We start from the raw sequence: 25,086 nt of genomic DNA, 5'->3' as shown, positions 1-25,086 counted from the left end.
GGAGGGCCGCCGCAGCGGCGGCCCGGTCGGAGGAGCTCCTGTGCGGGGGGGGGAGCCATCCGCGGACAGCTGCCGCGATCGCGACGGGACCGTTCGCCGTCACCGTCGCCGGCTGTTCGAACAGTGGCGGTACGAAGTCGACGGCGCCGGAATCCGCCGGAGCGAACACCCCGGCGGCATCGGGAGGAGCTGTGACGGCTCCACCACCCGCAGGCTGATCTTGTCCGGGAGTCCCAGGGCCAGAGCCACCCGGTCCTCGCGGCTGCGCACCTGCTGGGCATCGGCCTGATTCCCAGGATCCGCAACTGGAAGGACTTGCTGTTCTTCCGTCCCAGCGGGGCACGGTGGCGGCGGACAACCCGGTCGAGCAGGAGAAGGGCGTGAAATTCACCTCGCTGCCGGCCAACCCGGCGACCTTCCGCAACGCCCTGGACATCGCCGACGTCGTCCGCGAGCTGCAGGCCGGGGGCCAGGTCGTCGACTCGCTGGGCCTGGCCCAGATCTCCCCCTGCCTGACCGAGCACATCAAACGGTTCGGCGAGTACTCCACCCACGAGCTCGGCATCACCCCGGACGACTACGATGCCCGCCCGGACATGGACTTCAGCGTGCTCGGCGAGGACGGGGCGGCCGCCGCACGAGGGGGAAACGCCCCGTCGTTCTCAGCTGAACGTGACCCCCCGCCCGGTCGCATCAGGTGCGACGAAGGCGAGAAGTCGCTCGGCCTCGTCCAGTACTGCCTGTGTGCCCGCTTGCGACAGCGGCCGGAAGGGGGAGATGAGCAGTACGGAGCCCTTCACCGACCATGTGCCGTGGACGAAGCCGTCAACGAGGAAGGTGGGCCGCACCATGGCCTGACCCGGCATCACCAGCTTGCGGTCTGCCTCGCTGATCACTCGCGCGCGGTCCGTGTGCCCGAGGAGGAGGTTGTCGAAGGCGGGCAGAAATCGCACGGGGACGGGCAGGTCCGGGTCGGCGAGCGGCGCGTCGGGCAGGTCGAAGAGCTCAGTGCCCCGCTCGTCGTGGAAGACGCGCTAGGAGGTCGACGAGCAGCGGTGCCGGGTACGGATGACCTCGCAGACCCTGGACTGGCCGACTCAGGCACTGGGCAATGTGGGTGCGGAGTTCGAGGTGCTCGGCCCTCCCGAGTTCGTCGACTTCGTCCGGGAGTGGGCTGCCCGCTTCACCCGTGCCGCCGGCTCGTGATGTCCGGTGCCGGAGGTCTGTCGTCGCAGGCCAATCGATCAGGATCTTCGATCAACCAACCGGGCTCGACCGGTGGCCGCCACCGACGGGAAGACGTTCGACACCGGTGATACCGCGTCCGGGAAGACGGCCGCCTTCACCGCCCCGGCCGAGCCCGGCACCCACCCGTACATCTGCACCATTCATCCGTCCATGAAGGGGTCGCTCACCGTTCGGTGACGCGCACGGTCCCGCGCCGACGGACCACGCGATTCCGGCCCGGGGCGCACCGTCTGTCACCAGCGGCCGTGCGCCACGGGCTGGGCCCGCGCCGGGGTGTCAAGTCGGCGAAGCCGTAAAGCAGTTGTGATTAGAGTCTTGACAGGTGCGCATCACCACGCCACCTTGGGAGCGCTCCCACAATCAAGACTTGCACACAACGGCCGCCGTGCGCCCCCGCGGTGATCCCGCCCGGGGCATCGGGCCCGTACGCCGCCCGGACCCGTTCCGCACCACCGCGCCGCCACCGCCCCCACCCCTCCACCTCTCCCCCACGACACCCGCCACTGGAGGATTTGTGTCGATATCCCGTAGAACGTTCAGCGGTGCGCTGGGCGGCGGCCTGCTCGCCATGGGCCTGGCCCAGGGCGCCGTCGCAGCCACTCCCGCCGCACCGGCGGCCCGCGGTGCCGCCCGGGGCGCCGCGGGCGACGACCCGTACACCCAGGCGTTCCTCACCCAGTACGGCAAGATCAAGGCGGCGGCCAACGGCTACTTCAGCCCGGCGGGCCTGCCGTACCACTCCGTCGAGACCCTGATGGTCGAGGCTCCGGACCACGGTCACGAGACCACCCCGGAGGCCGTCAGCTTCTGGATGTGGCTGGAGGCGGCGTACGGGCGGGTGACCGGTGACTGGGCCCCGTTCAACCAGGCCTGGGCGGTGGCGGAGAAGACGATCGTCCCGCAACACGCCGACCAGCCGACCAGCGACGCGTACAACCCCGGGGCCCCCGCGACGTACGCCCCGGAGTGGCCGCTGCCGGACAACTACCCCTCGCCCCTGGATCCTTCGGTCCCCGTCGGCACGGACCCGCTCGCCACCGAGCTGGCCGCGTCCTACGGCACGATGGACGTATACGGCATGCACTGGCTGATGGACCTGGACAACACCTACGGCTACGGCAACAAACCGGGCACCGGCGGCGAGTCGGGCCCGGGCGCCGGTCCTTCGTTCATCAACTCCTACCAGCGCGGCTCGCAGGAGTCGGTGTGGGAGACCATCCCGCAGCCCACCACCGACCTCTTCGCGTACGGCGGCCCGAACGGCTATCTCGATCTGTTCGTCGGCGACCAGAACTACGCCAAGCAGTGGAAGTACACCAACGCCCCCGACGCCGACGCCCGCGCGGTCCAGGCCGCCTACTGGGCCTACCGCTGGGCCTCGGCGCAGGGCAAGGAGAGCGAGGTCGCGGCTTCGGTGGCGAAGGCCGCCAGAATGGGCGACTACCTCCGCTACGCCATGTTCGACAAGTACTTCAAGCGCGTCGGCGACTGCACCGACCCCGCCTCCTGCCCCGCCGCCTCCGGCCGTGACTCGCAGCACTACCTGCTGTCCTGGTACTACGCCTGGGGCGGCGCTGCGGCCGGCAGCGGCGGCGGCTGGGCCTGGCGCATCGGTGACGGCGCCTCCCACCAGGGGTACCAGAACCCGCTCTCCGCCTGGGCGCTGTCCAACGTACCCGCGCTCACTCCGAAGTCGGCCACGGCCAGGACGGACTGGGCGAAGAGCCTGACCCGGCAACTGGAGTTCCTGACCTGGCTGCAGTCCAGCGAGGGCGCGTTCGCGGGCGGGTGCACCAACAGCTGGGAGGGGCGGTACGGCACGCCGCCGGCCGGCACCCCCACCTTCTACGGCATGGCCTACGACTGGCAGCCGGTGTACCACGACCCGCCGAGCAACAACTGGTTCGGCTTCCAGGCGTGGGGCATGGAGCGGGTCGCCGCGTACTACTACGTCACCGGCAACGCGACCGCCGGGGCCGTGCTGGACAAGTGGGTCGCGTGGGCCTCCGGCGAGACGGCGGTCGGCGCGGACGGCAGCTACCGCTTCCCCTCCACGCTGAGCTGGACGGGGAAGCCGGACACCTGGAACCCGGCGTCCCCCGGGAAGAACGCTGGGCTGCACGTGTCGGTGGCCGACTACTCCAACGACGTCGGCGTGGGCGCCGCGTACGTCAAGACGCTCACCTACTACGCCGCGAAGTCGGGCGACCGGGCCGCGGGCTCACTGGCCAAGGCCCTCCTCGACGCGATGGCGCTGAACGCCGACGCCAAGGGCATCGCGGTGCCGGAGACCAGGGCCGACTACAAGCGGTTCAAGGACGAGGTGTACGTCCCGTCGGGGTGGTCGGGCACCATGCCGAACGGCGACACCGTCGAGCCGGGCGTCACCTTCACCGGCATCCGGACCTGGTACCGGGACGACCCGGACTGGCCGAAGGTCCAGGCCTATCTGGACGGCGGTGCGGCGCCCACCTTCACCTATCACCGCTTCTGGGCCCAGGCGGCGCTCGCGCTGGCCTTCGCGATCTACGCCGAGCTGCTGGTGGAAGGGGGCGGGAGCGGCGGGGACACCGAGGCGCCGACCGTGCCCGGTGGGCTCACCGTGACCGCCACGACGAGCAACAGCGTGTCGCTCGCCTGGTCGGCCGCCACCGACAACGTCGGGGTGACGGGCTACGACGTCTACCGCAACGGGGTGCTCGCGGGGAACGCGACGACGCCGGCGTTCACCGACGCGGGCCTCGCCGCGGCCACCGAGTACAGCTATGCGGTGGCCGCGCGGGACGCGGGCGGCAACACCTCGGCGCTCTCCGCCGCCGTGTCCGCGACCACGAAGGCGGGCAGCGGTGGCAGCGGCGCGGTGAAGGTCCGGTACAAGAACACCGACTCCTCGGCCACCGACAACCAGATCCGGCTCGGTCTGCAACTCCTGAACGCCGGCAACGCCCCCGTGGACCTGTCCACGGTGACCGTCCGGTACTGGTTCACCTCCGAGGGCGGCGCGAGCACGTTCAGCACCAACTGCGACTACGCGGCGCTCGGTTCGTCCAACGTCACTCACAAGGTGGCCGCCGTCGCCGCCCCGAAGGCGGGCGCCGAGCGCTGCCTGGAGGTCGGCTTCACCGCAGGCGCGGGCACGCCGGCGGCGGACGCCACCACCGGCGAGATCCGACTGCGCCTGAACAAGGCCGCCTGGTCGGCCTTCGACGAGACCGACGACTACAGCCGCACCACCGGCGCCTCGTTCACCGACGCACCGAAGGTCACCGTCCATGCCGACGGGGCCCTGGTGTGGGGCACCGCGCCCTGACCGGGCCGCCGCCCCTGCTCGACACCCCCGCGAACCCGCCTGCGGGTACCTCCGCAGGCGTATGAGAGGAGCACGGAGCCGCAATGAGAACCAGAGGCACCACCCCGCACGGAGTACGCCGAAAGCTGGCCGCGCTCTCCGCCCTGGCGATGGGCGCGGCGCTGGCGGTGGCCATACCCTCGACGGCGCAGGCCGCAGCCCGGGTCGACAACCCCTACGTGGGCGCCACCGCGTATGTGAACCCCGACTGGTCCGCCAAGGCGGCGGCAGAACCGGGCGGCGGCGCCGTCTCCGACGAACCCTCCTTCGTCTGGATGGACCGCATCGCGGCCATCGAGGGCTCGGGCGACGCGATGGGTCTGCGCGAGCACCTCGACACCGCGCTGGACCAGGGCGCGAACCTCTTCCAGGTGGTCATCTACGACCTGCCCGGACGGGACTGCGCCGCACTGGCCTCCAACGGCGAGCTCGGCCCCACCGAGATCGACCGGTACAAGACCGAGTACATCGATCCCATCGCCGCCATCCTCGCCGACCCGGCCTACGCGAGTCTGCGCATCGTCACCATCATCGAGCCGGACTCGTTGCCGAACCTGGTCACCAACGCCGGCGGCACGGACGGGTCCACCGACGCCTGCGCGACGATGAAGGCGAACGGCAACTACGAGAAGGGTGTCGGCTACGCCCTGCACACCCTCGGTGCCATGTCCAACGTCTACAACTACGTCGATGCCGCCCACCACGGCTGGCTGGGCTGGGACTCCAACTTCGTCCCGGCGGCGCAGGAGTTCAAGAAGGCCGCGACATCGGAGGGCGCCACGGTCGCCGACGTCCAGGGTTTCATCGTCAACACGGCCAACTACTCGGCCCTGAAGGAGCCGAACTTCAAGGTCACCGACACGGTGAACGGCACCACGGTCCGCCAGTCCAAGTGGGTGGACTGGAACTACTACGTCGATGAGCTGTCGTTCGCGCAGGCGCTGCGCACCGAGCTGGTCAGCCAGGGCTTCGCCTCGGACATCGGGATGCTGATCGACACGGCCCGCAACGGCTGGGGCGGTTCCGCCCGGCCCACCGCCGCGGGACCGCTGACCCATGTGGACGACTATGTCGACGGAGGCCGTGTCGACCGGCGCATCCACGCGGGCAACTGGTGCAACCAGAGCGGCGCGGGTATCGGTGAGCGGCCCACCAGCGCCCCCGAGCCCGGCATCGACGCCTACGTATGGGCAAAGCCCCCGGGCGAGTCGGACGGCAACAGCCGGCCCATCGACAACGACGAGGGCAAGGGCTTCGACCGGATGTGCGACCCCACGTACACGGGCAACGGCCGCAACGGGAACAACCTGACCGGCGCCCTGCCGAACTCCCCGCTCGCGGGCCACTGGTTCTCCGCGCAGTTCCAGGAGCTGGTACGCAACGCCTACCCGCCGCTGGGCGGCAGTGGCGGCGGCGACACCCAGGCGCCCACCGTGCCCACGGGTCTGAAGGTCACGGGGAAGACCAGTGGCAGCGTGTCGCTGTCCTGGACGGCGTCGACCGACGACACGGGGGTGACCGCGTACGACGTCTACCGCGCGGGAGCGAAGGTGGGTTCGTCCGCGTCGACGTCCTACACGGACACGGGCCTGACGGCCTCGACCGCGTACAGCTACACGGTCAGGGCGCGGGATGCGGCCGGCCATGTCTCGGCGGCCTCCGCGGCGGTCTCGGCCACGACCGACCAGGGCGGCGGCACCGGGACCGGGACGCTCAAGGTCCAGTACAAGAACACCGATTCCTCGGCCACCGACAACCAGATCCGGATGGGTCTGCACCTGGTCAACACCGGTTCCGCCGCGGTGGACCTGTCCACGGTGAAGGTGCGGTACTGGTTCACGCCGGAGGCCGGGGCGAGCACCTTCTCCACCGCGTGCGACTACGCGGTCGTCGGCTGCTCCCACGTGACCCACGGTGTGTCCTCGACGGGTGGTTCCGCCGCGGGGGCCAGCCACTACCTGGAGGTCGGGTTCGGCAGCGGCAGTCTCGCGGCGGGTGCCTCCACCGGGGAGATCCAGCTGCGGCTGAACAAGACCGACTGGTCGAACTTCGACGAGGCCGACGACTACAGCCACGCCACCAACACGGCCTACGCCGACGCCTCGAAGATCGCCGTCTACGTCGGCGGCACCCTCTCCTGGGGCACCGCTCCCTGACCGGGCTCCCCGTCGCCGTCCGCGCGGGCGGCGACGGGGCCGAGTGCCGGGCGAGGGACGCGCCCGGCGCGATCCGCCCCCTGCCGCTCTCCCGGCAGGGGGCGGCCGGTGCTTCTCAGGCGGGCTGGATCCCGGGGCGGCCCGCCTCGGTCACGAGCGAGGTGCGGGTCGAGACGGGGGCGCCGGGGGTGGTGACGTAGGGGAGGACCCGGAAGTCGGCGCGGCAGCTCTCCCGGGTGAGCGCGCAGCGTACGTAGCCGCGCTGGAAGTTGGTGAACTTGATGTGTTCGTTGGCCGCGAGGAGCCGGGCCCCGGAAGGGTCCAGGTCCGTCCCGTCCTTCGTGGTGGAGATGGACGAACCGACGAACTCGACGCCGATCGTGGGTGATTCCGGGTGGTCGAAGTCCTGCTTGAGATCGGCGGCGAGGTGACGGTGCATGTCGCCGGTGAGGACGACGGGGTTGCTGACGCCGCGGGCGGTGATCTCCTTGAACAGCCGTCGGCGCGCGTCCACGTAACCGTCCCAGAAGTCCATCACGAACGACTGGCCGGGGCCGGGGTCGGTGTCGACCTGGGCCACGGGAACCTGCTGGGAGATCATGTTCCACGTCGTGTCGGAACGTCCGAGGCCGCGGTGGAGCCACTGCTCCTGTTCCGGTCCGAGGATCGTGCGGCCGGGTGCCAGCCGCTCGTCGCAGCCGCTCCTGGTCCCGTCGCCGCAGGGCTGGTCGTCGCGGAAGAGCCTGGTGTCGAGGATATGGAAGGTGGCCATCCGGCCGTAGCGCAGGCTGCGGTACATCCGGGCCTCGAAGCCGTTCGGCTTGTTCGGCAGCCGCAGCGGCAGATGTTCGTAGTACGCCTGGAAGGCCGCCGCCGCGCGCTGCCGGAAGACGGCGGGGTCCTGATCGGGTTCGGTGTCGGCCTTGGACCTGTCGCGGGCCCAGTTGTCCTCGACCTCGTGGTCGTCCCAGACGACGGCGAAGGGGTGGACCCGGTGGGCGGCGATGAGGTCGGGGTCGAAGCGGTGGAGGGCGTGGCGGTTGCGGTACTGGACGAGGTCCATCGGCTCGGGACGCAGTTCGGCCGCGACCGGGACGTTGCGTACGCCGCCCATGGCGTCGATGGTGTTCTCGTAGATGTAGTCGCCGAGGTGCAGGACCAGGTCGACGTCCTCCTCGGCGAGGTGCCGGTAGGCGGTGTAGAAGCCTTCGAACCAGGCCTGGCAGGAGACGAAGGCGAAATCGAGTTCCTTGGGACGGCTGTGCGGCGGGGGCGCGGTGCGGGTGCGGCCGACGGGGCTGTGCACGCCCCCGGCGCGGAAGCGGTAGTAATAGTGCCGGCCCGGCTGGAGTCCGGAGACCTCGATGTGGACGGAGTGGGCGAGCTCGGGCACCGCCCGGGTCCGTCCCCGGCGTACGACGGACCGGAAGCGTTCGTCGCGGGCGACCTCCCACTGGACGTCGACGGAGTACGGCGGCATGCCGCCGGCCCCGTCCGGAGCCAGGGGGTGGGGCGCGAGACGGGTCCACAGCACGAATCCGTCCGGCCAGGGATCGCCGGAGGCGACTCCCAGCGTGAACGGGTCGTCATGGAAGGGCGCGTCGCCCCAGGCGCTGCCCGCCGACAGGCCGGCCGCGGCGAGGGCCATGCCGACCGTCCCGCCGAGCATCGCTCGCCTGCCGAACCCTCCGGTGCCGCCTGCCCCACTGTTCATTCGCATGAAGCTCGTCCCTTCGTCGGGCGGGATCCCGTGCGGTACGAGATGGGATCGGCGCGTGATTTCACGTCCGCCCATGTGGTAATCACAGGCTGAATATCACAGGGGAATCACACGCCACAAGACCACGCGCCGATGGCCGCAATACCGTTCACAAGGGGTCAGTTGGGGAGGCATCGGCGATTCTCCCGGCGGTCGGGCGCCGGGTCGGCAGCACCCTTGACACCCCCCGGGGCGGCTCATAGTCTCCACGCCACAGAATTAACGTTAGATTTCACATCGGGAAATTCGGTGCGACGGAAGGACATGCTCGTGTCCGGTTCCCCGGCAGCGGATGTGCCCGCCTCCCGTCCCGCCGAAGGAGCAGCGGCCGGCCGTCGTCCCGAGGGCCGGCCGCTGCGGCCGTACGGCCTGCGGTGCGAGCACCGCACGGCCCCGCTGGGAATCGACGAACCCGCGCCCCGGCTCTCCTGGCGGCTGGCGTCCGACCGCCGTGGGGACGACCCCGTGGCCTATCGGGTCCGCGTCGCCGAACGCCCCGAGGACCTGGACAGCTGCCGTCAACTCCTCTGGGACACGGGCCGGGTGGCGGACTCCTGTGCGACCGCCGCCGTATACGCCGGGCCCGCCCTCCGGGGCCGCACGCGCTATCACTGGCGGGTCTCCGTCTGGCCGGCCGGAACGGCGGCGCCCGCCGAGGCCACGTCCTGGTTCGAGACGGCCTTCACCGGACCCGCGGCCTGGCAGGCGTCGTGGATCACCCACGACCCGCGTCCGGTCGAGGTCATGGACGCGCCCACCGAGGGCGAGTCGGCCCTCGACCACCACGGGCTCGCCCCGTGCCCCGTACTGCGCCGCACCTTCACCGCCTCGCCGGGCGGGCGCGCCCGGCTCCATGTCAGCGCGCGCGGCCTGTACGAGGTCCGGCTCAACGGCGTACGGGTCGGTGACGCCGAACTCGCGCCCGGCTGGACCGATTACCACCACCGCGTCCAGTACCAGACGTACGACGTGGGCGACTTGCTGCGTGAGGGCGAGAACGTGCTCGCCGCGACCGTCGCCGACGGCTGGTGGAGCGGGTTCGTCGGCTTCGAACCGCGCCGGGCCGGGGCGCACTACGGCTCGTTCCCGCAGTTCCTGGCGGAACTCCACCTCACGTATCCGGACGGCCGGAGCGCCGCGATCGTCACCGACGGCGCATGGCGGACGAGCACGGGAGTCATCCGCCACGCGGATCTGCTGATGGGCGAGTGCCACGATCTGCGGCACGCCCGCGACGGCTGGGAGCTGCCCGGCTTCGACGACGGCGGCTGGTCCCCGGCCCTGGTCACGGACACCGATCGCCGTCGGCTCGTGGCGTCCGTCGACGAGCCCGTGCGGGCGACCGCCGAGCTGCGCCCGTCCTCGATCAGACGTGTCTCCCCGGACACCCATGTCGTCGACTTCGGCCAGAACCTCGCCGGGCGGGTGCGGCTGCGGATCGGTGAACTCGCCGCCGGGGCACGGGTGGTGATCCGCCACGCCGAGGTGCTGGACGCGTCGCACCGGCTGTACACGGCCAATTTACGGACCGCCGCCGCGACCGATGTGCTCATCGGGGACGGGCGGCGGCACTTCGTGTTCGAGCCGCGCTTCACGTACCACGGGTTCCGGTACGCGGAGATCAGCGGGATCCCGGAGCTGTCCGAGTCCGATGCCGTCGCCGTGGTGCTGCACAGCGACACCCCGTGGGCCGGCGAGTTCGACTGCTCGGACGCCGAGCTCCGCCGGCTCCACGACTGTGTCGTATGGGGGCAGCGCTCGAACTTCGTCAGTGTTCCCACGGACTGTCCGCAGCGCGACGAGCGGCTCGGCTGGCTGGCCGACGCGCAGGTCTTCCTGCCCACGGCCGCGCTCAACGCGGATGTCGCCGCGTTCTTCACCAAGTGGCTGCGCGACATCGACGACGCCCGCAGCCCCGACGGCGGCTTCAGCAACGTCGCCCCGCGTCTCGTGGGCGTCTGCGACGAAGGCGCGCCGGGCTGGGGCGACGCGGGTGTGATCATCCCGTGGCACCTCTACCGCACCTACGACGATCCGCGCTTCCTCGGCCGGGCGCTGGAGGGCATGCGCGCCTGGGTCGATCTGATCCACCGTCACAATCCGGATCTGGTCTGGCGCAGACGGGTGGGTCCGCACTTCTCCGACTGGCTCGCCCCCGGTACCCCCACCCCGCGCGACGTCGTCGCCACGGCCTGTTTCGCGCACAGTGCCCGGCTCACGGCGAAGGCGGCCGACGTCCTGGGCCACACGGACGTCGGGGACCACTACCACCGGCTGGCCGACGGCATCCGCCGCGCGTTCGCCGCGCGCTTCGTCACCGTCGAGCGCGCCGCCGCCGGGCCCGACGCCGTACGCATCACAGGGGACACCCAGACCGGCTACCTCCTCGCGCTGGCCCATGAGTTGCTGCCCGACGGCCTCGTCGGAGGCGCCGCACACCGTCTCGCCGAACTCGTCGAGTCGGCCGGGCCCGCCCTCGCGACCGGCTTCCTCGGGGTGGCGCTCGCGGCCCCCGTCCTCGACGCCCACGGGCGGGCCGACCTCGCTCACGCACTGCTGGCCCGCGACGAAGTGCCGTCGTGGCGGTTTCCGCTGCGGCACGGCGCCACCACGATCTGGGAACGCTGGGACGGATGGACCCCCGAAACGGGGTTCCGCGCACCCGCGATGAACTCCTTCAACCACTACGCGCTCGGCTCGATCGGCGAATGGCTCTACCGCGGTGTCGCCGGGCTCGACCAGGCTCCGGACTCCACCGGATACCGGCATCTGCGGATACGGCCCCGCCCCGGTGCCCTGCGCCGCGCGAGCGCCCGTCACGAATCGGTCCGCGGCACCGTCGAGGTGAGCTGGGAGAGGCGCGGCGGCCGGCTCGCCCTGTGCGTACGGGTGCCGCCCGGCGCCACGGCCGATGTGTACGTGCCCACCACGGACCCGCGCTCGGTCCGCGAATCGGGTGTGGTCCCGGGAGTCGGCGACCGTCACATCACACTGCTCGCGACCGCCTCCGACCATGTTCTCCACCGCGTGTCCTCGGGCACCTACCGCTTCACCTCGGCCTGTCCGCCGGCCGTTGGCGGCGCCGGCACGCCTCCGGCGGCCCGGCCGTCGCCCACCTCGGGCCGCCGCATGCCGGGACCGGCGGCGAAACCATCGTCCGCACGTTCGCACGAGGAGGACACACCATGACGACGGGTTCTCACAGCCGGCCGGGCCGGGGCGCGATCGGCCGCCGGGGGTTTCTCCGTATCGGCGGCGGCGCCGCGGCGCTCGCCGCCCTTCCGCCCGCCCTGACGGCCTGCTCGGATTCGGGTGGCGGCTCCGGCAGGCTGCGCGTCGTCGGTGTCGCCGACCAGCAGAAGCCGGTCGAGGAGCTCGTCGCGCTGTACCGCGAGTCCCACCCGGACGACGAGTTCGCCACCTCCTTCGCACCCACGGACCAGGTGCAGACGGTGGTGCGTACCCAGCTCGCGGGGGGCAACGCCCCCGATGTCCATGTGCTGTATCCCGGCAGCGGCAGTGCCATGTCCATGGTCGAGCTCGCCAAGGCCGGTCTGCTCGCCGACCTCAGCGGCCAGGCATGGACGAAGGAGGTCCCGGCGAGTTTCCACCCGGCGTACCGCTACGAGGGCAAGACGTATCTGTATGCGGCGGGAAGCAGCGTCATCGGCGCCATCTACAACAAGAACGCCTTCGCGAGGGCCGGAGTCGAGCCGCCCGGGACATGGAGCGAACTGCTCGACGTCTGTGCCGCGTTGAAGGCCAGGGGCGTGATTCCGATCGCGCTCGGCGCCCAGACCCCCTGGGTCACCCAACTGATCACGTACGCGCTGGTCCCCAACGCCGTCTACGCGAAGAATCCCGGCTTCGACGCCGAGATGGCCGCCGGAAAGGCACACTTCCGCGGCTCCGGGTGGGCCGACGCGATGGGCAGGTACCAGGAGTTGCAGCGCCGGGGCTTCTTCAACGACAACCCCAACGGAACGACGTACGAACAGCAGACCTCGTTGGTCGCGAGCGGCAAGGCCGCGATGGCCGTCCAGGTCTCCGCCGTACTCGCCAACTTCCGCCAGGCCACGGGGAAACCGGACGATCTCGGCATGTTCCCGTTCCCCGGCGGTGACGACGCGGCGGACCTGTGGATTCCGGCGGGCGTCGTCGTCGGCCTCGGGGTCTCCGCACGGTCCTCCGAGGGAGCCGCGGCGAAGGGGTTCATCGAATTCCTCGGCAGGCAGGAGAACGTGGACCGCTGGGCGCGGTCCGTCGCCGCGATCCCGTTCAGGCGCGGCCCGTCCACCGCGATCGATCCCGTCCTCAAGGGCTTCCTGCCCCTCATCGACGACAACCGCGCCGTTCCGTTCATGGACCAGAGCTGGCCCAACGCCGAGGTGCAGCCGGCCCATTTCGCCGCCGTACAGAACCTGCTGGCCGGCAGGACGGACGTCGACGGCGCCCTGGGACAGATGGACGAGGCCTACGGGAAGAAATCGTGACGAGCACCTCCGAGAAGGCCGTCCCGGGCACCGTCGGCAAGGCCGGGGACGGGCCGCGGACCGGCTCCGGCCGCCCGGTCCGCCGCCGCGACCACACCGCCCCGCCGTGGATCTTCGTGGTCCCGGCGCTCGGCGTGTACGCCCTCGTCGTCCTGTACCCGAGCCTTGCGGGGGTGATGTACGCCTTCACCGACTGGTCCGGCATCGGCGGCTTCTCCTTCACCGGCCTGGACAACTTCCGCACCCTGCTCGACGACAGCCGGGCCCTGGAGTCCGTCGGCAACACACTGCTGCTCACCTCGGCCGTGGTCGTCGTCCAGAACGGTGCCGGTCTGCTGCTCGCGCTCGGCGTCCACACCGAGATCAAGTCCCGTGCGCTGCTGCGGCTGATCTTCTTCGCGCCCGCCGTCGTCAGCCCGGTCATGGTCGCGATCCTGTGGAAGTACGTCTACAACCCCGACAACGGCGCCGGACTCAACGGCGTCCTCGGCGCGATCGGGCTCGGCGGTCTGCGGCAGGACTGGCTGGGCGATCCCTCGCTCGCCCTGTGGTCGGTGGCGGCGATGGTCGTGTGGCAGTACGCCGGCTACTCGATGGTCGTCTTCCTCGCCGGCCTCCAGGGGGTGCCCGCCGAACTCCACGAGGCCGCGAAGATCGACGGCGCGGGCTCCTGGCAGCGATTCCGCCATGTCACCTGGCCGCTGCTGGCCCCGGCCCTGACGATCAACCTCCTGCTGTCGACCATCGGCGGTCTCAAACTCTTCGACCAGGTCTACGCCGCCACCAACGGCGGCCCCGGCACCTCCAGCGAGACGCTGTCGACCGTGCTGTACAAGGAAGCGTTCGTCTACGGGAAGTTCGGCTACAGCACCGCTGTCGCCCTCGTACTCGCGCTGTTCGTCGCCGCGGTCTCCCTGGTCCAGCTCCACTGCCTGCGCGCGAGGGAGGTCCCCGCGTGAGCACCGCAACGACTCGCGGGCCCGCACGGCGGAAACCCGGACGCGGGGCGCGCAGGGGCCGCAGACCGCGGTACGGGCGGTACGTCCTCGAACTGGTCCTGATCGCGGTCGCCGTCGTGTTCCTCTTCCCGGTGTACGCCCTGGTCACCCTGGCGCTGAAGGACCCCCGGCAGATCTCCGACTCGCCCCTCTCACCGCCCTCCCCGCCCACCTTCGCCAATTTCGGCGATGCCTGGTCCTCCGCATCGCTGGGGCCCGCCCTGCTCAACAGCACCGTCATCACCGCGGCGAGTCTGCTGCTCCTCGTCGTGCTGGGCTCCACGGGGGCCTACTGCCTCGCGCGCCGCGCCCGCGGCCTCGGCCACGGGCTGTACATCCTGTTCCTGCTGGGCATCGTGCTGCCGTTCCAGCTCGGCATGATCCCGCTGTACAAACTCGTCGACGACCTGGGCTGGCTGGGCACGTACCAGGGCATGGTGCTCTTCCACACGGGCATCCAACTGCCGTTCACCGTCTTCCTCTACACCGGATTCATCCGGGCCCTTCCGCAGGACTACGCACAGGCCGCGCTCATCGACGGCTGCGACCACCGGCAGGCGTTCACCCGGATCGTCTTCCCCCTGCTGCGTCCCATCACCGGCACCGTGATCATCCTGAACGCCGTGTTCGTCTGGAACGACTTCTTCACCCCGCTGCTGTACCTGGGCGGGTCCGGCAAGGAGACCGTGCCCGTCGGCGTCTTCGCCTTCGTCGGCCAGTACGTCTCCGACTACGGGCTCGTCTTCGCCGGACTGGTGCTGGCCGCACTGCCGGTCCTGGCGGTGTTCGTGCTCCTCCAGCGCTATGTGATCAAGGGCTTCGCGGGCGGACTCAAGGGCTGAGGACATCTCATGGCACACCCGGTACCCCCACCGCTCCCCCCGGGCATCGCGGCGGTCCTCGCGCAGCCGCCGCGCGCCTTCTCCCCCGCCGCCATCTGGTGGTGGAGCGGGGAACGGCTCGACCGCGCACGGCTGCGGGCACAGCTGGAACGGTTCACGGAGGGCGGTGTGCACAACCTCGTCCTCCTCAACCTGGCACCCTCGGGCCCTCTGTTCGGCTCCGACGCCGACGACCCTCCCTTTCTGTCCGCCGCGTGGTGGGCCCTGCTCGACGGCGTGTGCGAAGACGCCGTCGAACTCGGTGCGAGCCTGTGGTTCTACGACCAGCTCGGCTTCTCCGGTGCCGACCTCCAGGCACGCCTCGTCGACGAACGGCCCGCGCACGCGGGGCGCCGGCTCGACCGCCTGCGCGGCGTCGTCGACTCCACGGCCCCGCGGACCGGAGAGCTGCGGTGTCCCCCGGACGGCAGGCCGCTCGCGGGCCGCGCCGAACCGGTGGACGCCGCCGGCCGGACGGTCGGCCCGGCGGTCCCGGTGGCGGTGGACGACGGAGTCGTGCGGGCGCCGGGTCCGGGCCGGTGGCTTCTGACGCTCCATCACCACGTGCCACTGGGCTTCGACTACCTCGGTGCGGAGGCGTGCGCGGCGCTGCTGGACCGGGTGCACGGAGAGTTCGAGCGCCGGCTCGGCGACCGGCTCGGGACTGTGGTCGTCGGCTCGTTCCAGGACGAACTCCCGTCCCTGCCCACCTGGTCCACCGGATTCGCCGACGCCTTCGCGCGCCTTCGCGGGTACGACATCACGGCACGGCTCGACGCCCTGTACGACGACAGTACGGATCCGGACACCCACCGGATCCGCCGCGACTACCAGGTGACCCGCGCCGAGCTGGCCGAGGAGGCGTTCTTCCGGCCGCTGGCCGCCTGGCACGACCGGCACGGTCTGCGCATCGGCTGCGACCAGCAGGACCCCGCCCGCGCCGGACACCCCCTGGCGGGCGTGGAGTTGTACGCCGACTACGCCCGCACCCACCGCTGGTTCTCGGCACCGGGCTCGGACCATCACGGGGACGCCCGTATCCACTCCTCGCTCGCCCATCTCTACGGCCACCCCCGCACCTGGATCGAGGCCTTCCACTCCACCGGCTGGGGCGGCACGCTGGAGGAGACGTTCGACTGGCTGCTGCCGTGGCTGCGCGCCGGTGCGACCCTCTACAACCCGCACGCGGTCTACTACACGACGAAGGGCGGCTGGTGGGAGTGGGCGCCGCCCGCGACCGACTGGCGTCAGCCGTACTGGCGCCACCACCGCGTCTTCGCCGACGCCGTGACCCGGCTGTGCGCGATCCTGAGCCTCGGCCGCCATCTGTGCGACGTCGCGATCCTGCTGCCCACCACGACGGCCCAGGCCGGCACCGCCCTGGACGGGGTCACGGAAGCGGCGGCGCGAGCCCAGTCGACGTATCTCCGGCTCGTCGGCGACATGGCCTGGTTCCGTACCCGGCCGGGTGTCATCGACCGGCTCGGTCTCGACGCCGACGTCATCGACGACGCGTCCGTCGTGCGCGCCCGCGTCGCGGCGTCCGACGACGGAGTGCGGCTGCGGGTCGCGGACGAGGCGTACGCCGCGCTCGTGCTGCCCGCGTGCACGGTCCTCGAACACGGCACGGCGCGGCGGCTCGTCGAATTCGCGTCTGCCGGGGGGACGCTGATCGCGCTCGGCGCCCTCCCCGAGCACGTCGTCGGCCCCGGAGCGGCCGGTGTGCAGGCCGGGCTGCGCGCGTGCTTCGCGGACGGGCGGGCCGTTTTCGTCCCCGGGACGGACGATCCCGCCGACGCGCTCGCCGCTGCGCTCGCGGGGGTGCACCCGGTGGTCCGGGCACCGGTTCCCGCACTCGCACGGCGTGCGGACGGCGCGACGGTGGTGTTCCTGACCGCGGCCGCCCCGCGGGCGACCCGGGCCGCCGTCGCGGCCCCCGACGAGCGGGGTGCCGCGCTGGGCTGGCTGGACGCCCGGTACGACTTCGACCCGGACCGCTACGCGCGCGCCGTACGGGTGCGGGTGCGGGACGCGGCGGGGCCGGCCGTCCTGGTGGACCCGTTCGGCGCCGCGCCCCGCACACTGCCGGTGCGTCCCGCCGGTGACGACGCACGGGCCGTCGAGGTCGATGTCCCCTTCGACACGGGTCCCGCGGCGGTGCTGGTCCTTCCGGCCCGGGACCCCGAAGCGGCCACGGCCGAAGCGCCCGCGGCACCGGATGCCGTGCCGGTCGTCACCACCGTCGAGATCCCTCCGGACGCGGATTGGGACATGGCGCTCGTGCCGACCCTGGACAACACCTGGGGCGACTTCGCCCGCCCCGCGACCGGTCCGCCCGCCGGCCCGCCCGTCACCGAGTGCCGGACCTTCCGGCACCGGGTGGAGGCGCCCGGCGAGGACGGGGTACGGGACGGATGGGCCATGGGGCCGGAGCGCCCCGGCGCCCCGGCCGGGGACAGGGTCCACGCGACGTTCGGCCCGCACGCGGTCGTGCTCCGTGAGGGCCGGGGCGACCGGGGCGCGCGGTCGGTCCTGGAGTGGTCCGACACCCTGGGCGTGTACAAGGACCCGGTCCACCGCGCCGTTCTGGGGCCCAAGGGCCATGTGCCGGAGGAGTTCGTGCTCATCGGTCCCACGCCCGCCGGAGAGGTGGCGCGGCTGCGCGTGGAGCTGCTCCTCGACGCGGCCTTCGACGGGCACCTCGCGGTCGGGGCGGCGGCGGCGAAGCGGGCCCGGCTCGACGGCGTCCCCGTCTGCCTGGAGGACGGAGGCCACCTCGCGTTGGGCCCGGTGCGGGTGGCGGCGGGCCGCCGTCTGCTCGAACTTGACCTGACGCCTGATCAGGACTGTGATCTGCGGGCGCATGTCGCGCTCGTCCGCGATCCGGGGCGATACCGGCGCCCGGAGTGGATTCTCGCCTCCGGGACGGCGGGCACGACGGTGCGTCTCCCGGCGCCTCCCGTCCGGGCCGTCGTCCAAGTGGCCGCGCGCGTGCCCTGCGTACTGCGCGTCAACGGACGGCTGATGGGCAGACAGGGCGGATTCGACCCCTACGCCGAGCACGCGGTCCCGCGGGTACGGCGGCACGACGTGGCGGCGGCCCTGCGCACCGGCGACAACGACATCACGGTCGAGACGTCCGGCGGCGGCGACGGGGCGGTCCTCGTGGACGCGGTCTTCGAGGACGGCGACGGCAACCGTGTCGCGGCCCTGCACAGTGACGCCCGGTGGTGGGCCGGGAGCGCACGGGGGCGTGTGGCGGCCGCGGTGCGCCGCGAGCCGGTGGGCGACCCGGCCGCCCTGCATCTGCGCCGCCGCCCCCACCCGCTGCCGGGCGCCGCCTGGCTGGATCCGGGCACGGACGACGGCACGGTGGTGCCGGTCCGGTTCGCCGTCCCGGGGCACCTGGGCGCGGTGGAGTGGCTGTGGTGTCAACTGCCGCCCGGGACCGTCCGGTTGACGGCTCGCGTGCACGGCGGGGCGACTGTCTTCGTGGACGGCCGCGAGTGCACCGCGTCCGTCGATGCCGTCGACGCCGGGGGCGTTCGGACCGTGGCGGTCGATCTTCCGGCGAGCCGCCCCTCCGGTCCACGGACCGCGGCCCTGCGCGTCCGGACCCGCCCCGGGTACGAGGGGGGCGCCGCGCTGGCCGGTCCGGTGCGCTGCGAGGTCGGTCCCGGACGGATCCGCGCCGGCGACTGGGAGGCGCACGGCCTGGCCGAGTACAGCGGCGGTGTGCGGTACCGCCGCGAGGTGACCCTGCCCGCCGGGGCCACCACCGGGCGCGTGTCGCTCGACCTCGGACGGGTTCGCGGGACGGCGGAGGTGCGGGTCGACGGCACTGCCGCGGGGGTGCGGGTGTGTTCCCCGTACGTGTTCGATCTGACGGGTCTGGCAGGCCCGGGGGCCCACACCCTCGACATCACCGTGTTCGGGACGCTGGCACCCCATATGGACGCGACGAGCCCGACCCACTTCGTCTTCCCGGGCCAGCGGGTCAGCGGCCTGCTGGGTCCGGTGCGGCTGCGGGTCGGTGGTTCCTGACCCGCCCGGCACCGACGTCCTGGCCGCCCCGCCAGGAAGACGCGAGGGAACCGGCGTTCGGCGCCGGGAGGGCGCCTCGGGCGGCCGCCGCCGGCCGGCGGCGGGAACGCCCTGAGCGGACCCGGCCGGGGCGCCCCGCGCGGCGAACGGCCTTCGCCCGCCTCCTACCTGTCTCTCGTCAGCATCGGCAGCAGCAGCGCCGCGGACCAGCTGAAGTTGGGCGCGTTGAGCGGTGCCCCGGTGGTCGGGTCGTAGTTCTCCATGATCGGCCCGTTGCCCGCGAGGCCCGACGCGTGGGTGAGGAGCCGGTCGGTCAGGGCGTCCGCGTCCGTGCCGTAGCCGTAGCGGCGCAGGCCGCCGAGGGCGAAGTATGCCTGGTCGAGCCAGACGGGGCCGCGCCAGTACGCGGTCGGCGAGAAGTAGGGGGAGCTCTTGGCCACGGTCGGGAAGGGCACGGTGGTGGCGAACTCCGCCGGATCCGTCAGCTTGTCGCGCACGGAGCGGGCCTGTCCGGCGGACGCCGTGCCGGTCCACAGCGGGACGGCACCCTCGATGCCGCGGCCCCGGGACGTGAGCGGTGCGCCGGTGCCGAGCGCGGTGTCGTGGAACCAGCCGTCCGTGGCGTCGTACATCGTCGTGCGGACGGCGGTGGCGGTGGCGTCGGAGCGCTGCTGCCAGTGCCGGGCGTCGGCGCCGCGGCCGAGCGCGCCCGCGATCCGCGCCAAGTAGCCCTGGTCGGCGGCGAGATAGGAGTTCAGATCGACGGACTCCTGGTCGAGGGAGTAGCCGAGGAGCGTTCCGCCGGCGGCCCTGTTGGCGACGATGCCGGTGCCGAGAGTGGCGTCGAAGCGGGGCGCGTTGTCCATGCCGCTCTCCCAGGCGGCGGCGAGGCGCCGCTCCTCGGGGGAGTCGTTGGCCGGGTCGGCGGTGGCTCCGTACTCCGCGAGACCGTTGTGGTCGTGGTCCCGGTTGCGGTACCACCACGCCTGGTAGGCGGCGAGCTTCGGGTACATCTCACGCAGGAAGGCCCTGTCCCCGGTCCTCGCGTACACCTCCCACACCGCCCAGGCCGCCAGCGGGGGCTTGGAGTTGCGCTCGTTCCAGTTGCCGCCACCGTGTGCGGGGTCGTTGTAGAAGATGACGTCGGGGATCATCCCGGCGTCCTGGGGGCGGGTCGTGGAGTCGGGCCGGATCTGCCAGTCGAACATGGAGCGGATCTGCGACTCGGCCAGCTCGGGCGCGAAGCGTGCGGTGCCCACGGCCTGCTTCCAGGTGTCCCAGGCCCAGATGCCGCCGGTGAACCACTTGTAGGAGATCGACGGCGTGATCCCGTCGTGCTTGATCTGCCCCGCCGCGCCGCGCCAGTTGGTGACGAGGGTCTCCAGGGACTTCACGGCCGTACGCCGCCGGTCCGCCGGCACGCCCTCGGTCACCCCGGCGACATAGCCCCGCCAGCGCGCGTCGGACGCGGACACGACGGGTGCCGGGCGGGCCAGCACCTCGCGGACCTTCGCCTGCTCCTTCCTGCGCTCGGCGGTGGTGAAGGTGTAGGACTCGGTCCAGTCGAAGCTGTGCGAGCGGCCGGGAGCGAGGGTCACCGGGTCCGCCGCCTCGGTGCGGTAGCTGTCGCCGTCCACCGTCGTGCGGACGCGGTCCCTGTGGGTGACCTCGAAGCGCTCCGTGCCGCCGGTGAGGTAGTCCCAGGTCTCACGGACCTTCGCGAAGCCGACGCCGACACCGGAGCCGGTGGCGGTCAGCGACGGCGCGTCGCGCATCGGCTTGTCGGCGGGCCGCAGCAGGCTGCCCGTCCAGTCGGCGTCCAGCGTGCGGGGCGCCGGGCCGGTGTTGCGGACCTCGGCCCTGACCAGGGCGCTGCGCGCGGTGGCGAAGCGGAGGTCGAGGGTGAGGCGCAGGCCGCGGCCGAGGTCGTACGACTGGAGGAGCCGGCCCGGGAGCGAGGTGAAACGTGGCGCGCCTCCCCCGGCCAGGTCCAGGGTGCGGCCGTGTTCGGTGAGGCGGATGCGGCTGAAGGACTTGCTGAGCCACCAGGGATACTCCTGGGCGATGTAGAGGGGCCCGGAGAAGCCGCCGTAGGCGTCGCTGTCGCCGCCCTCGGGCAGGGCGTAGGCGTGCCAGGCTCCCCGGTCGGCGAAGACGTCGACGGGGTTGTTGTCCTCGTCGTCGCCGGGCTGGGCGGCGGTGGGCGTGCCGTGCAGGTCGAGGACGTCGGCGTACGAGGGGGGTGGTGGCTTCGGGTGCGGGTGGGCGGAGGCCGTCTGCGGTACGGCGAGGGCACCGCCGGTGAGGAGGAGCGCGGCCAGGGCGCTCAGGAGCCGGTGTCCGGTCACTTGTGGGTCTCTCCAGGGGAGTCGGTGGCGATGCGCAGGACGGCGGCGCCGAGCGGGCCGAGGTCGATGTGGTCGCGGACGGCGGCTCCGGTGAGCAGGTCGGTGCCGCCGGCCGCGTAGGGGCCGGTGAGTCGTGTCCGCGTGTCGTGGTCGCCGTGGTTGAGGACGAAGAGGTACGTGCCCTGCGTGCCGGAGCGTACGGTCGCCTCGACCCCCTCGGGGACTTCGAGCACGGGGCGCACGCCCGCTGCCCGCAGCACGTCGTCGAGCACGGCCGCGATGCCGTCGCCGAGGTGGGCGCTCACGTACCACGCGGTGCCGGCGCCGTAGGGACGGCGGGTGACGGCGGGGCGGCCGGTCAGTTCTCCGGACGCGTACGAGTCGACGACCTCGGTGTCCGGGGCGTCGGGTTCGATCCACTCGCTCCACCGGGTGGCTTCGGCGCCGGAGTCGAGCCGTACCGCCTCGGCGTCCGGGATCGGCCACCACTCGTCGACGGACACGCCGAGTACGTCCCGCAGCGGTCCCGGTGCGCCGCCGTCGTGGATGTGGTCGTGGCCGTCGACGACGCCGCTGAAGGGGCCGCACACGAGGTGGCCGCCGCCGTGCACGTAGGCGGCGATGCGTGCGGCGTTCTCGGGCCGCACGAGGTGGAGGTTGGGCGCGAGCACCGCCCGGTAGCCGTCGAGGCCCGCGTGCGGGGGCACGAAGTCGGCGGTGACGGCGCGGGCGTGGAGCGCCGCGTACCAGGGGCGCAGGAGATCGGGCCAGCGCATGCGGGAGGAGGGGTGGTCGTCGGCCTCCAGGGCCCACCAGGAGTCCCAGTCGAGGACGATCGCCACGTCGGCCCGGGAGGTGGCGCCGGTGACTTCGCCGAGCCGGGCGAGTTCGGCGCCGAAGCGCACGGTCTCGCGCCAGCCGCGGGAGGCGGTGCCGCGGTGCGGGAGCAGGGCGCTGTGGTACTTCTCGGCGCCGGCGCGGGAGGCGCGCCACTGGAAGTACATGATGCCGTCGGCGCCGCGGGCCAGGGCCTGGAGGGACCAGAGGCGTTGCAGACCCGGCTTCTTGGGGACGTTGACCGGCCGCCAGCTGACGGCGGAGGGCGCCTGTTCGAGGAGCAGCCAGGGCCGGCCGCCCTTGAGGGAGCGCATCAGGTCGTAGGTGAGGGAGGCGTTGACGTGGGCGCGGGGGTCGGCGGGATCGGGGTAGGCGTCGTCGGAGACGAGGTCCTCGTGCTCGGCCCACTTCCAGTAGTCGAGTGCCTTGAACATCGACATGAAGTTGGTGGTGGCCGGGGTGTCCGGGCTGAGTTCCCCGAGTGCCTCGCGCTCAGCGCGGTGGCAGGCGAGCAGGGCGTCGGAGCAGAAGCGCCGCCAGTCCAACAGCTGCGTCGGGTTGACCGGCCCCGGGGCGGTGCGGGGCGGTTCGATCTCGTCGTACGTGCCGTAGCGCTGCGACCAGAAAGCTGTGCCCCAGGCGTGGTTGAGGCCGTCGATCGTGCCGTACCGGTCGGTGAGCCAGGCGCGGAAGTGGTCGGCGGAGCGGGGGCAGAAGCACTCGGTGACATGGTCGCCGTACTCGTTGTGGATGTGCCAGAGAGCGAGGGCCGGATGGTGTGCGTAGCGTTCGGCGAGGGCTCGGGTGAGGCGGAGGGCGGCGGCGCGGTACTCGGGCGAGGACGGGCAGTAGTGCTGGCGCGAGCCGAATTCGAGGCGTACGCCGTCGGCCGTGACCGGCAGGATCCCGGGATGGGCGCGCACCAGCCACGCGGGCGGTGACGCGGTCGCGGTGGCCAGGTCGACGGCGATGCCGTGGGCGTGCAGCAGGTCGAGGAGCCGGTCGAACCAGGCGAAGTCCCAGGAATCCGGGCCGGGTTGGAGCCGTGCCCAGGAGAAGACACCGACGGTCACCATCGTGACGCCTGCCTCGCGCATCAGCTCGGCGTCCTCGGCCCAGACGTCCTCGGGCCACTGTTCGGGGTTGTAGTCACCGCCGTAGAGGATGCCCGGGACACGGGTCAGGCGGCTCATCCCTTCACCGCCCCGCCGAGGAGTCCGGCCACGAACTGCCGCTGGAAGAGGAGGAAGAGCGCCATCAGCGGCAGGGTGGCGAGGAGCGAGCCGAGCATCAGTCCCGAGTAGTCGACGTGGGAGAGCCCCGTGAGGGTGTTGAGCGCGACGGGCACGGTGTATTTCTCCTCGGAGTTGAGCATGAGCAGCGGCCAGATGAAGCTGTTCCACTGCGCCATGAACGTGAAGATGACCAGGGCGCCGAGCTGCGGGCGCACGCACGGCAGCACGACCTGGTAGAAGGTGCGCAGCTCGCCGGAGCCGTCGATACGGGCAGATTCGAGGAGTTCGTCGGGGAAGTCGACGAAGCCCTGCCGCATCAGCAGGATGCCGAAGGAGTTCGCCAGGAAGGGAAGGACGACCGCTTGGTAGGAGTCGATCCAGCCGACGCTCGCCATCATCTGGAACAGCGGCACGAGCAGCACCTGGAACGGGATCATCATCGTGGCGAGCACGGCGCCGAGCAGCAGCCCCCGGCCGCGGAAGCGGTACTTGGCGAGCCCGTAGCCGCACATGGCGGAGATCAGCGAGCTGAGCACGGTGTGCACGACGGCGACGCCGACGCTGTTGAGGAGGACCCTCCCGAAGCCGATGGTGTCCTGGAGCCGCGCGAGGTTGTCGAGGAGGCGTCCGCCGGGCAGGAACGGCGGCGGCGAGCGGAACAGGTCCGACGTGGAGTGCGTCGCGGCGATCGCCATCCAGAGGAACGGCACCAGGCTGACGACGGCGCCGGCCGCGAGGAGGAGGCGCAGGGCGCAGCGGCCGGCGCGCCGGGCCGGGTGGACGCGTGCGGGGGCCTGCGGGAGGACGGTCACCGGCGGCGCTCCCTTCCGAAGGCGGCGTACTGGAGGGCGGAGATCGCGGCGATGAGGGCCACGACGACCCAGGCGATGGCGGCGGCGTAGCCGAAGTCGAGCTGCTGGAAGCCGACCTTGTAGAGGTAGACGACCGGGGTGAGGGTCGCGTCGTCGGGGCCACCGCGGGTGAGGACGTAGTTCTCGTCGAAGAGCTGGAGTGTCCCGATGGTGGAGGTGATCACGCAGAACAGGGCGACCGGGCGCAACTGCGGCAGGATCACGCGGGTGTACGTGGCGAAGGTGGCGGCGCCGTCGATGGCGGCGGCCTCGTACTGCTCCTTGCCGATGGCCTGGAGTCCGGCGAGCAGGATGACGGCGTTGTATCCGGTCCAGCGCCAGGTCAGGGAGGCGATCAGGGAGACGCGGGCCCAGGTGGGGTTGTTGAGCCAGTCGACCTGGCCGATGCCGACGGCGCCGAGTATCTGGTTGACGAGGCCGCCGTCGGTCTTGAGGAGGACCTGGAAGACGACGGCGTACGCGACGAGTGTGGTGACGGCGGGCAGGAAGTAGACCGCTCGCCAGGTGCCGCGGAAGCGCAACCAGGACTGGTTGAGCAGGACGGCGAGGACGAGTGCCAGGCCGATCATCACGGGGACCTGCACGACGAGGATGATCCCGGTGTTGAAGAGGGACTCCAGGAACGCGGGGTCGTGGATCATGCGCCGGTACTGGTCGAGCCCGACCCAGTGGACGGCGCCGGCGTCCTCGGTGGTGAAGCTCTGCAGGAGGCTCGCGCCCAGCGGGTAGGCGAAGAAGAGCGCGAAGAGGGCGGCCGCGGGTCCGGCGAAGATCCAGGCGGTGGGGCGCCGGCGCCTGCGGCGTGCCGGCGCCGGGGCACGGGCAGGGGCGACCGGCCGGTCGTAGGTGGTGTGGAGGGCCATCGG

General features: G+C 72.0%; 13 protein-coding genes and 4 pseudogenes. 11 read left to right on the top strand and 6 right to left on the bottom strand.

From position 1 onward, the window contains the following. Nucleotides 1-243: 243 nt before the first annotated feature. A pseudogene (locus ACFVT1_RS26725) lies at nucleotides 244-384 on the top strand (hypothetical protein); the annotation flags it as partial. After that, nucleotides 345-533, top strand: a pseudogene (locus ACFVT1_RS26720) (Tn3 family transposase); the annotation flags it as partial. The pseudogenes ACFVT1_RS26725 and ACFVT1_RS26720, both read left to right, overlap by 40 nt. A gap of 129 nt (nucleotides 534-662) precedes the next feature. Here the strand turns inward: ACFVT1_RS26720 and ACFVT1_RS26715 are convergent. After that, nucleotides 663-1,019: pseudogene (locus ACFVT1_RS26715) on the bottom strand (DNA glycosylase AlkZ-like family protein); the annotation flags it as partial. Nucleotides 1,020-1,056: 37 nt separating this feature from the next. Between ACFVT1_RS26715 and ACFVT1_RS26710 the strand changes: the two are divergent. The 4 genes and pseudogenes from ACFVT1_RS26710 to ACFVT1_RS26695 form a co-directional block, all read left to right on the top strand. Then, a pseudogene (locus ACFVT1_RS26710) lies at nucleotides 1,057-1,206 on the top strand (transcriptional regulator); the annotation flags it as partial. A 72-nt stretch (nucleotides 1,207-1,278) separates the two neighbouring features. After that, the gene (locus tag ACFVT1_RS26705) at nucleotides 1,279-1,425 is read left to right on the top strand and encodes a hypothetical protein (protein WP_389800187.1); all 147 of its coding nucleotides are present in this window, start codon (nucleotides 1,279-1,281) and stop codon (nucleotides 1,423-1,425) included. Nucleotides 1,426-1,807: 382 nt separating this feature from the next. Beyond that, nucleotides 1,808-4,558, top strand: coding sequence for a glycoside hydrolase family 48 protein (locus tag ACFVT1_RS26700; protein WP_389800171.1), 2,751 nt, complete (start codon nucleotides 1,808-1,810; stop codon nucleotides 4,556-4,558). An 83-nt stretch (nucleotides 4,559-4,641) separates the two neighbouring features. Continuing rightward, the gene (locus tag ACFVT1_RS26695) at nucleotides 4,642-6,753 is read left to right on the top strand and encodes a glycoside hydrolase family 6 protein (RefSeq protein WP_389799923.1); all 2,112 of its coding nucleotides are present in this window, start codon (nucleotides 4,642-4,644) and stop codon (nucleotides 6,751-6,753) included. 115 nt (nucleotides 6,754-6,868) lie between these two features. Here the strand turns inward: ACFVT1_RS26695 and ACFVT1_RS26690 are convergent, their stop codons facing one another. After that, nucleotides 6,869-8,473, bottom strand: coding sequence for an alkaline phosphatase D family protein (locus ACFVT1_RS26690; protein WP_389799921.1), 1,605 nt, complete (start codon nucleotides 8,471-8,473; stop codon nucleotides 6,869-6,871). Between the two features lie 309 nt (nucleotides 8,474-8,782). Between ACFVT1_RS26690 and ACFVT1_RS26685 the strand changes: the two genes are divergently transcribed. The 5 genes from ACFVT1_RS26685 to ACFVT1_RS26665 are packed head-to-tail and all read left to right on the top strand — an operon-like array spanning nucleotide 8,783 to nucleotide 18,928. Then, nucleotides 8,783-11,701, top strand: coding sequence for a family 78 glycoside hydrolase catalytic domain (locus ACFVT1_RS26685; RefSeq protein ID WP_389799920.1), 2,919 nt, complete (start codon nucleotides 8,783-8,785; stop codon nucleotides 11,699-11,701). After that, a complete protein-coding gene (locus ACFVT1_RS26680) occupies nucleotides 11,698-13,005 on the top strand; it encodes an ABC transporter substrate-binding protein (protein ID WP_389799918.1) in 1,308 nt (435 codons plus the stop codon). The genes ACFVT1_RS26685 and ACFVT1_RS26680 overlap by 4 nt, the downstream gene beginning before the upstream one ends. Beyond that, on the top strand, nucleotides 13,002-13,964 hold the full coding sequence (locus ACFVT1_RS26675; RefSeq protein ID WP_389799916.1) for a carbohydrate ABC transporter permease: 963 nt from the start codon (nucleotides 13,002-13,004) through the stop codon (nucleotides 13,962-13,964). Before ACFVT1_RS26680 ends, ACFVT1_RS26675 begins: the two co-directional genes overlap by 4 nt. Continuing rightward, the gene (locus ACFVT1_RS26670; RefSeq protein WP_389799914.1) at nucleotides 13,961-14,845 is read left to right on the top strand and encodes a carbohydrate ABC transporter permease; all 885 of its coding nucleotides are present in this window, start codon (nucleotides 13,961-13,963) and stop codon (nucleotides 14,843-14,845) included. The genes ACFVT1_RS26675 and ACFVT1_RS26670 overlap by 4 nt, the downstream gene beginning before the upstream one ends. 9 nt (nucleotides 14,846-14,854) lie before the next feature. Further along, nucleotides 14,855-18,928, top strand: coding sequence for a hypothetical protein (locus tag ACFVT1_RS26665; RefSeq protein ID WP_389799913.1), 4,074 nt, complete (start codon nucleotides 14,855-14,857; stop codon nucleotides 18,926-18,928). Between the two features lie 164 nt (nucleotides 18,929-19,092). Here ACFVT1_RS26665 and ACFVT1_RS26660 read toward each other — a convergent pair whose 3' ends face one another. The 4 genes from ACFVT1_RS26660 to ACFVT1_RS26645 are packed head-to-tail and all read right to left on the bottom strand — an operon-like array spanning nucleotide 19,093 to nucleotide 25,083. Further along, a complete protein-coding gene (locus ACFVT1_RS26660) occupies nucleotides 19,093-21,276 on the bottom strand; it encodes a trehalase family glycosidase (protein WP_389799911.1) in 2,184 nt (727 codons plus the stop codon). Further along, nucleotides 21,273-23,306, bottom strand: coding sequence for a beta-galactosidase (locus tag ACFVT1_RS26655; protein ID WP_389799909.1), 2,034 nt, complete (start codon nucleotides 23,304-23,306; stop codon nucleotides 21,273-21,275). The genes ACFVT1_RS26660 and ACFVT1_RS26655 overlap by 4 nt, the downstream gene beginning before the upstream one ends. After that, nucleotides 23,303-24,160 (bottom strand): carbohydrate ABC transporter permease, encoded by an 858-nt coding sequence (locus tag ACFVT1_RS26650; protein WP_389799907.1) that lies wholly within the window; start codon nucleotides 24,158-24,160, stop codon nucleotides 23,303-23,305. The genes ACFVT1_RS26655 and ACFVT1_RS26650 overlap by 4 nt, the downstream gene beginning before the upstream one ends. Next, entirely contained in the window at nucleotides 24,157-25,083 is a 927-nt protein-coding gene (locus ACFVT1_RS26645) for a carbohydrate ABC transporter permease (protein WP_389799905.1), read from the bottom strand. The genes ACFVT1_RS26650 and ACFVT1_RS26645 overlap by 4 nt, the downstream gene beginning before the upstream one ends. Nucleotides 25,084-25,086: the final 3 nt, after the last annotated feature.

The organism is Streptomyces sp. NPDC057963, assembly GCF_042887155.1.
Taxonomy (GTDB): Bacteria; Actinomycetota; Actinomycetes; order Streptomycetales; family Streptomycetaceae; genus Streptomyces.
The sequence above is the reverse complement of the archived record's forward strand: the minus strand, read 5'-3'. Positions and strand labels throughout refer to the sequence as shown.

Excerpts from the sequence above, each read along its gene's own strand:
- ACFVT1_RS26695 (WP_389799923.1), top strand. The coding sequence starts at position 4,642 with ATGAGAACCAGAGGCACCACCCCGCACGGAGTACGCCGAAAGCTGGCC.
- ACFVT1_RS26690 (WP_389799921.1), bottom strand. The coding sequence starts at position 8,473 with ATGCGAATGAACAGTGGGGCAGGCGGCACCGGAGGGTTCGGCAGGCGA.
- ACFVT1_RS26680 (WP_389799918.1), top strand. The coding sequence starts at position 11,698 with ATGACGACGGGTTCTCACAGCCGGCCGGGCCGGGGCGCGATCGGCCGC.
- ACFVT1_RS26665 (WP_389799913.1), top strand. The coding sequence starts at position 14,855 with ATGGCACACCCGGTACCCCCACCGCTCCCCCCGGGCATCGCGGCGGTC.
- ACFVT1_RS26655 (WP_389799909.1), bottom strand. The coding sequence starts at position 23,306 with ATGAGCCGCCTGACCCGTGTCCCGGGCATCCTCTACGGCGGTGACTAC.
- ACFVT1_RS26645 (WP_389799905.1), bottom strand. The coding sequence starts at position 25,083 with ATGGCCCTCCACACCACCTACGACCGGCCGGTCGCCCCTGCCCGTGCC.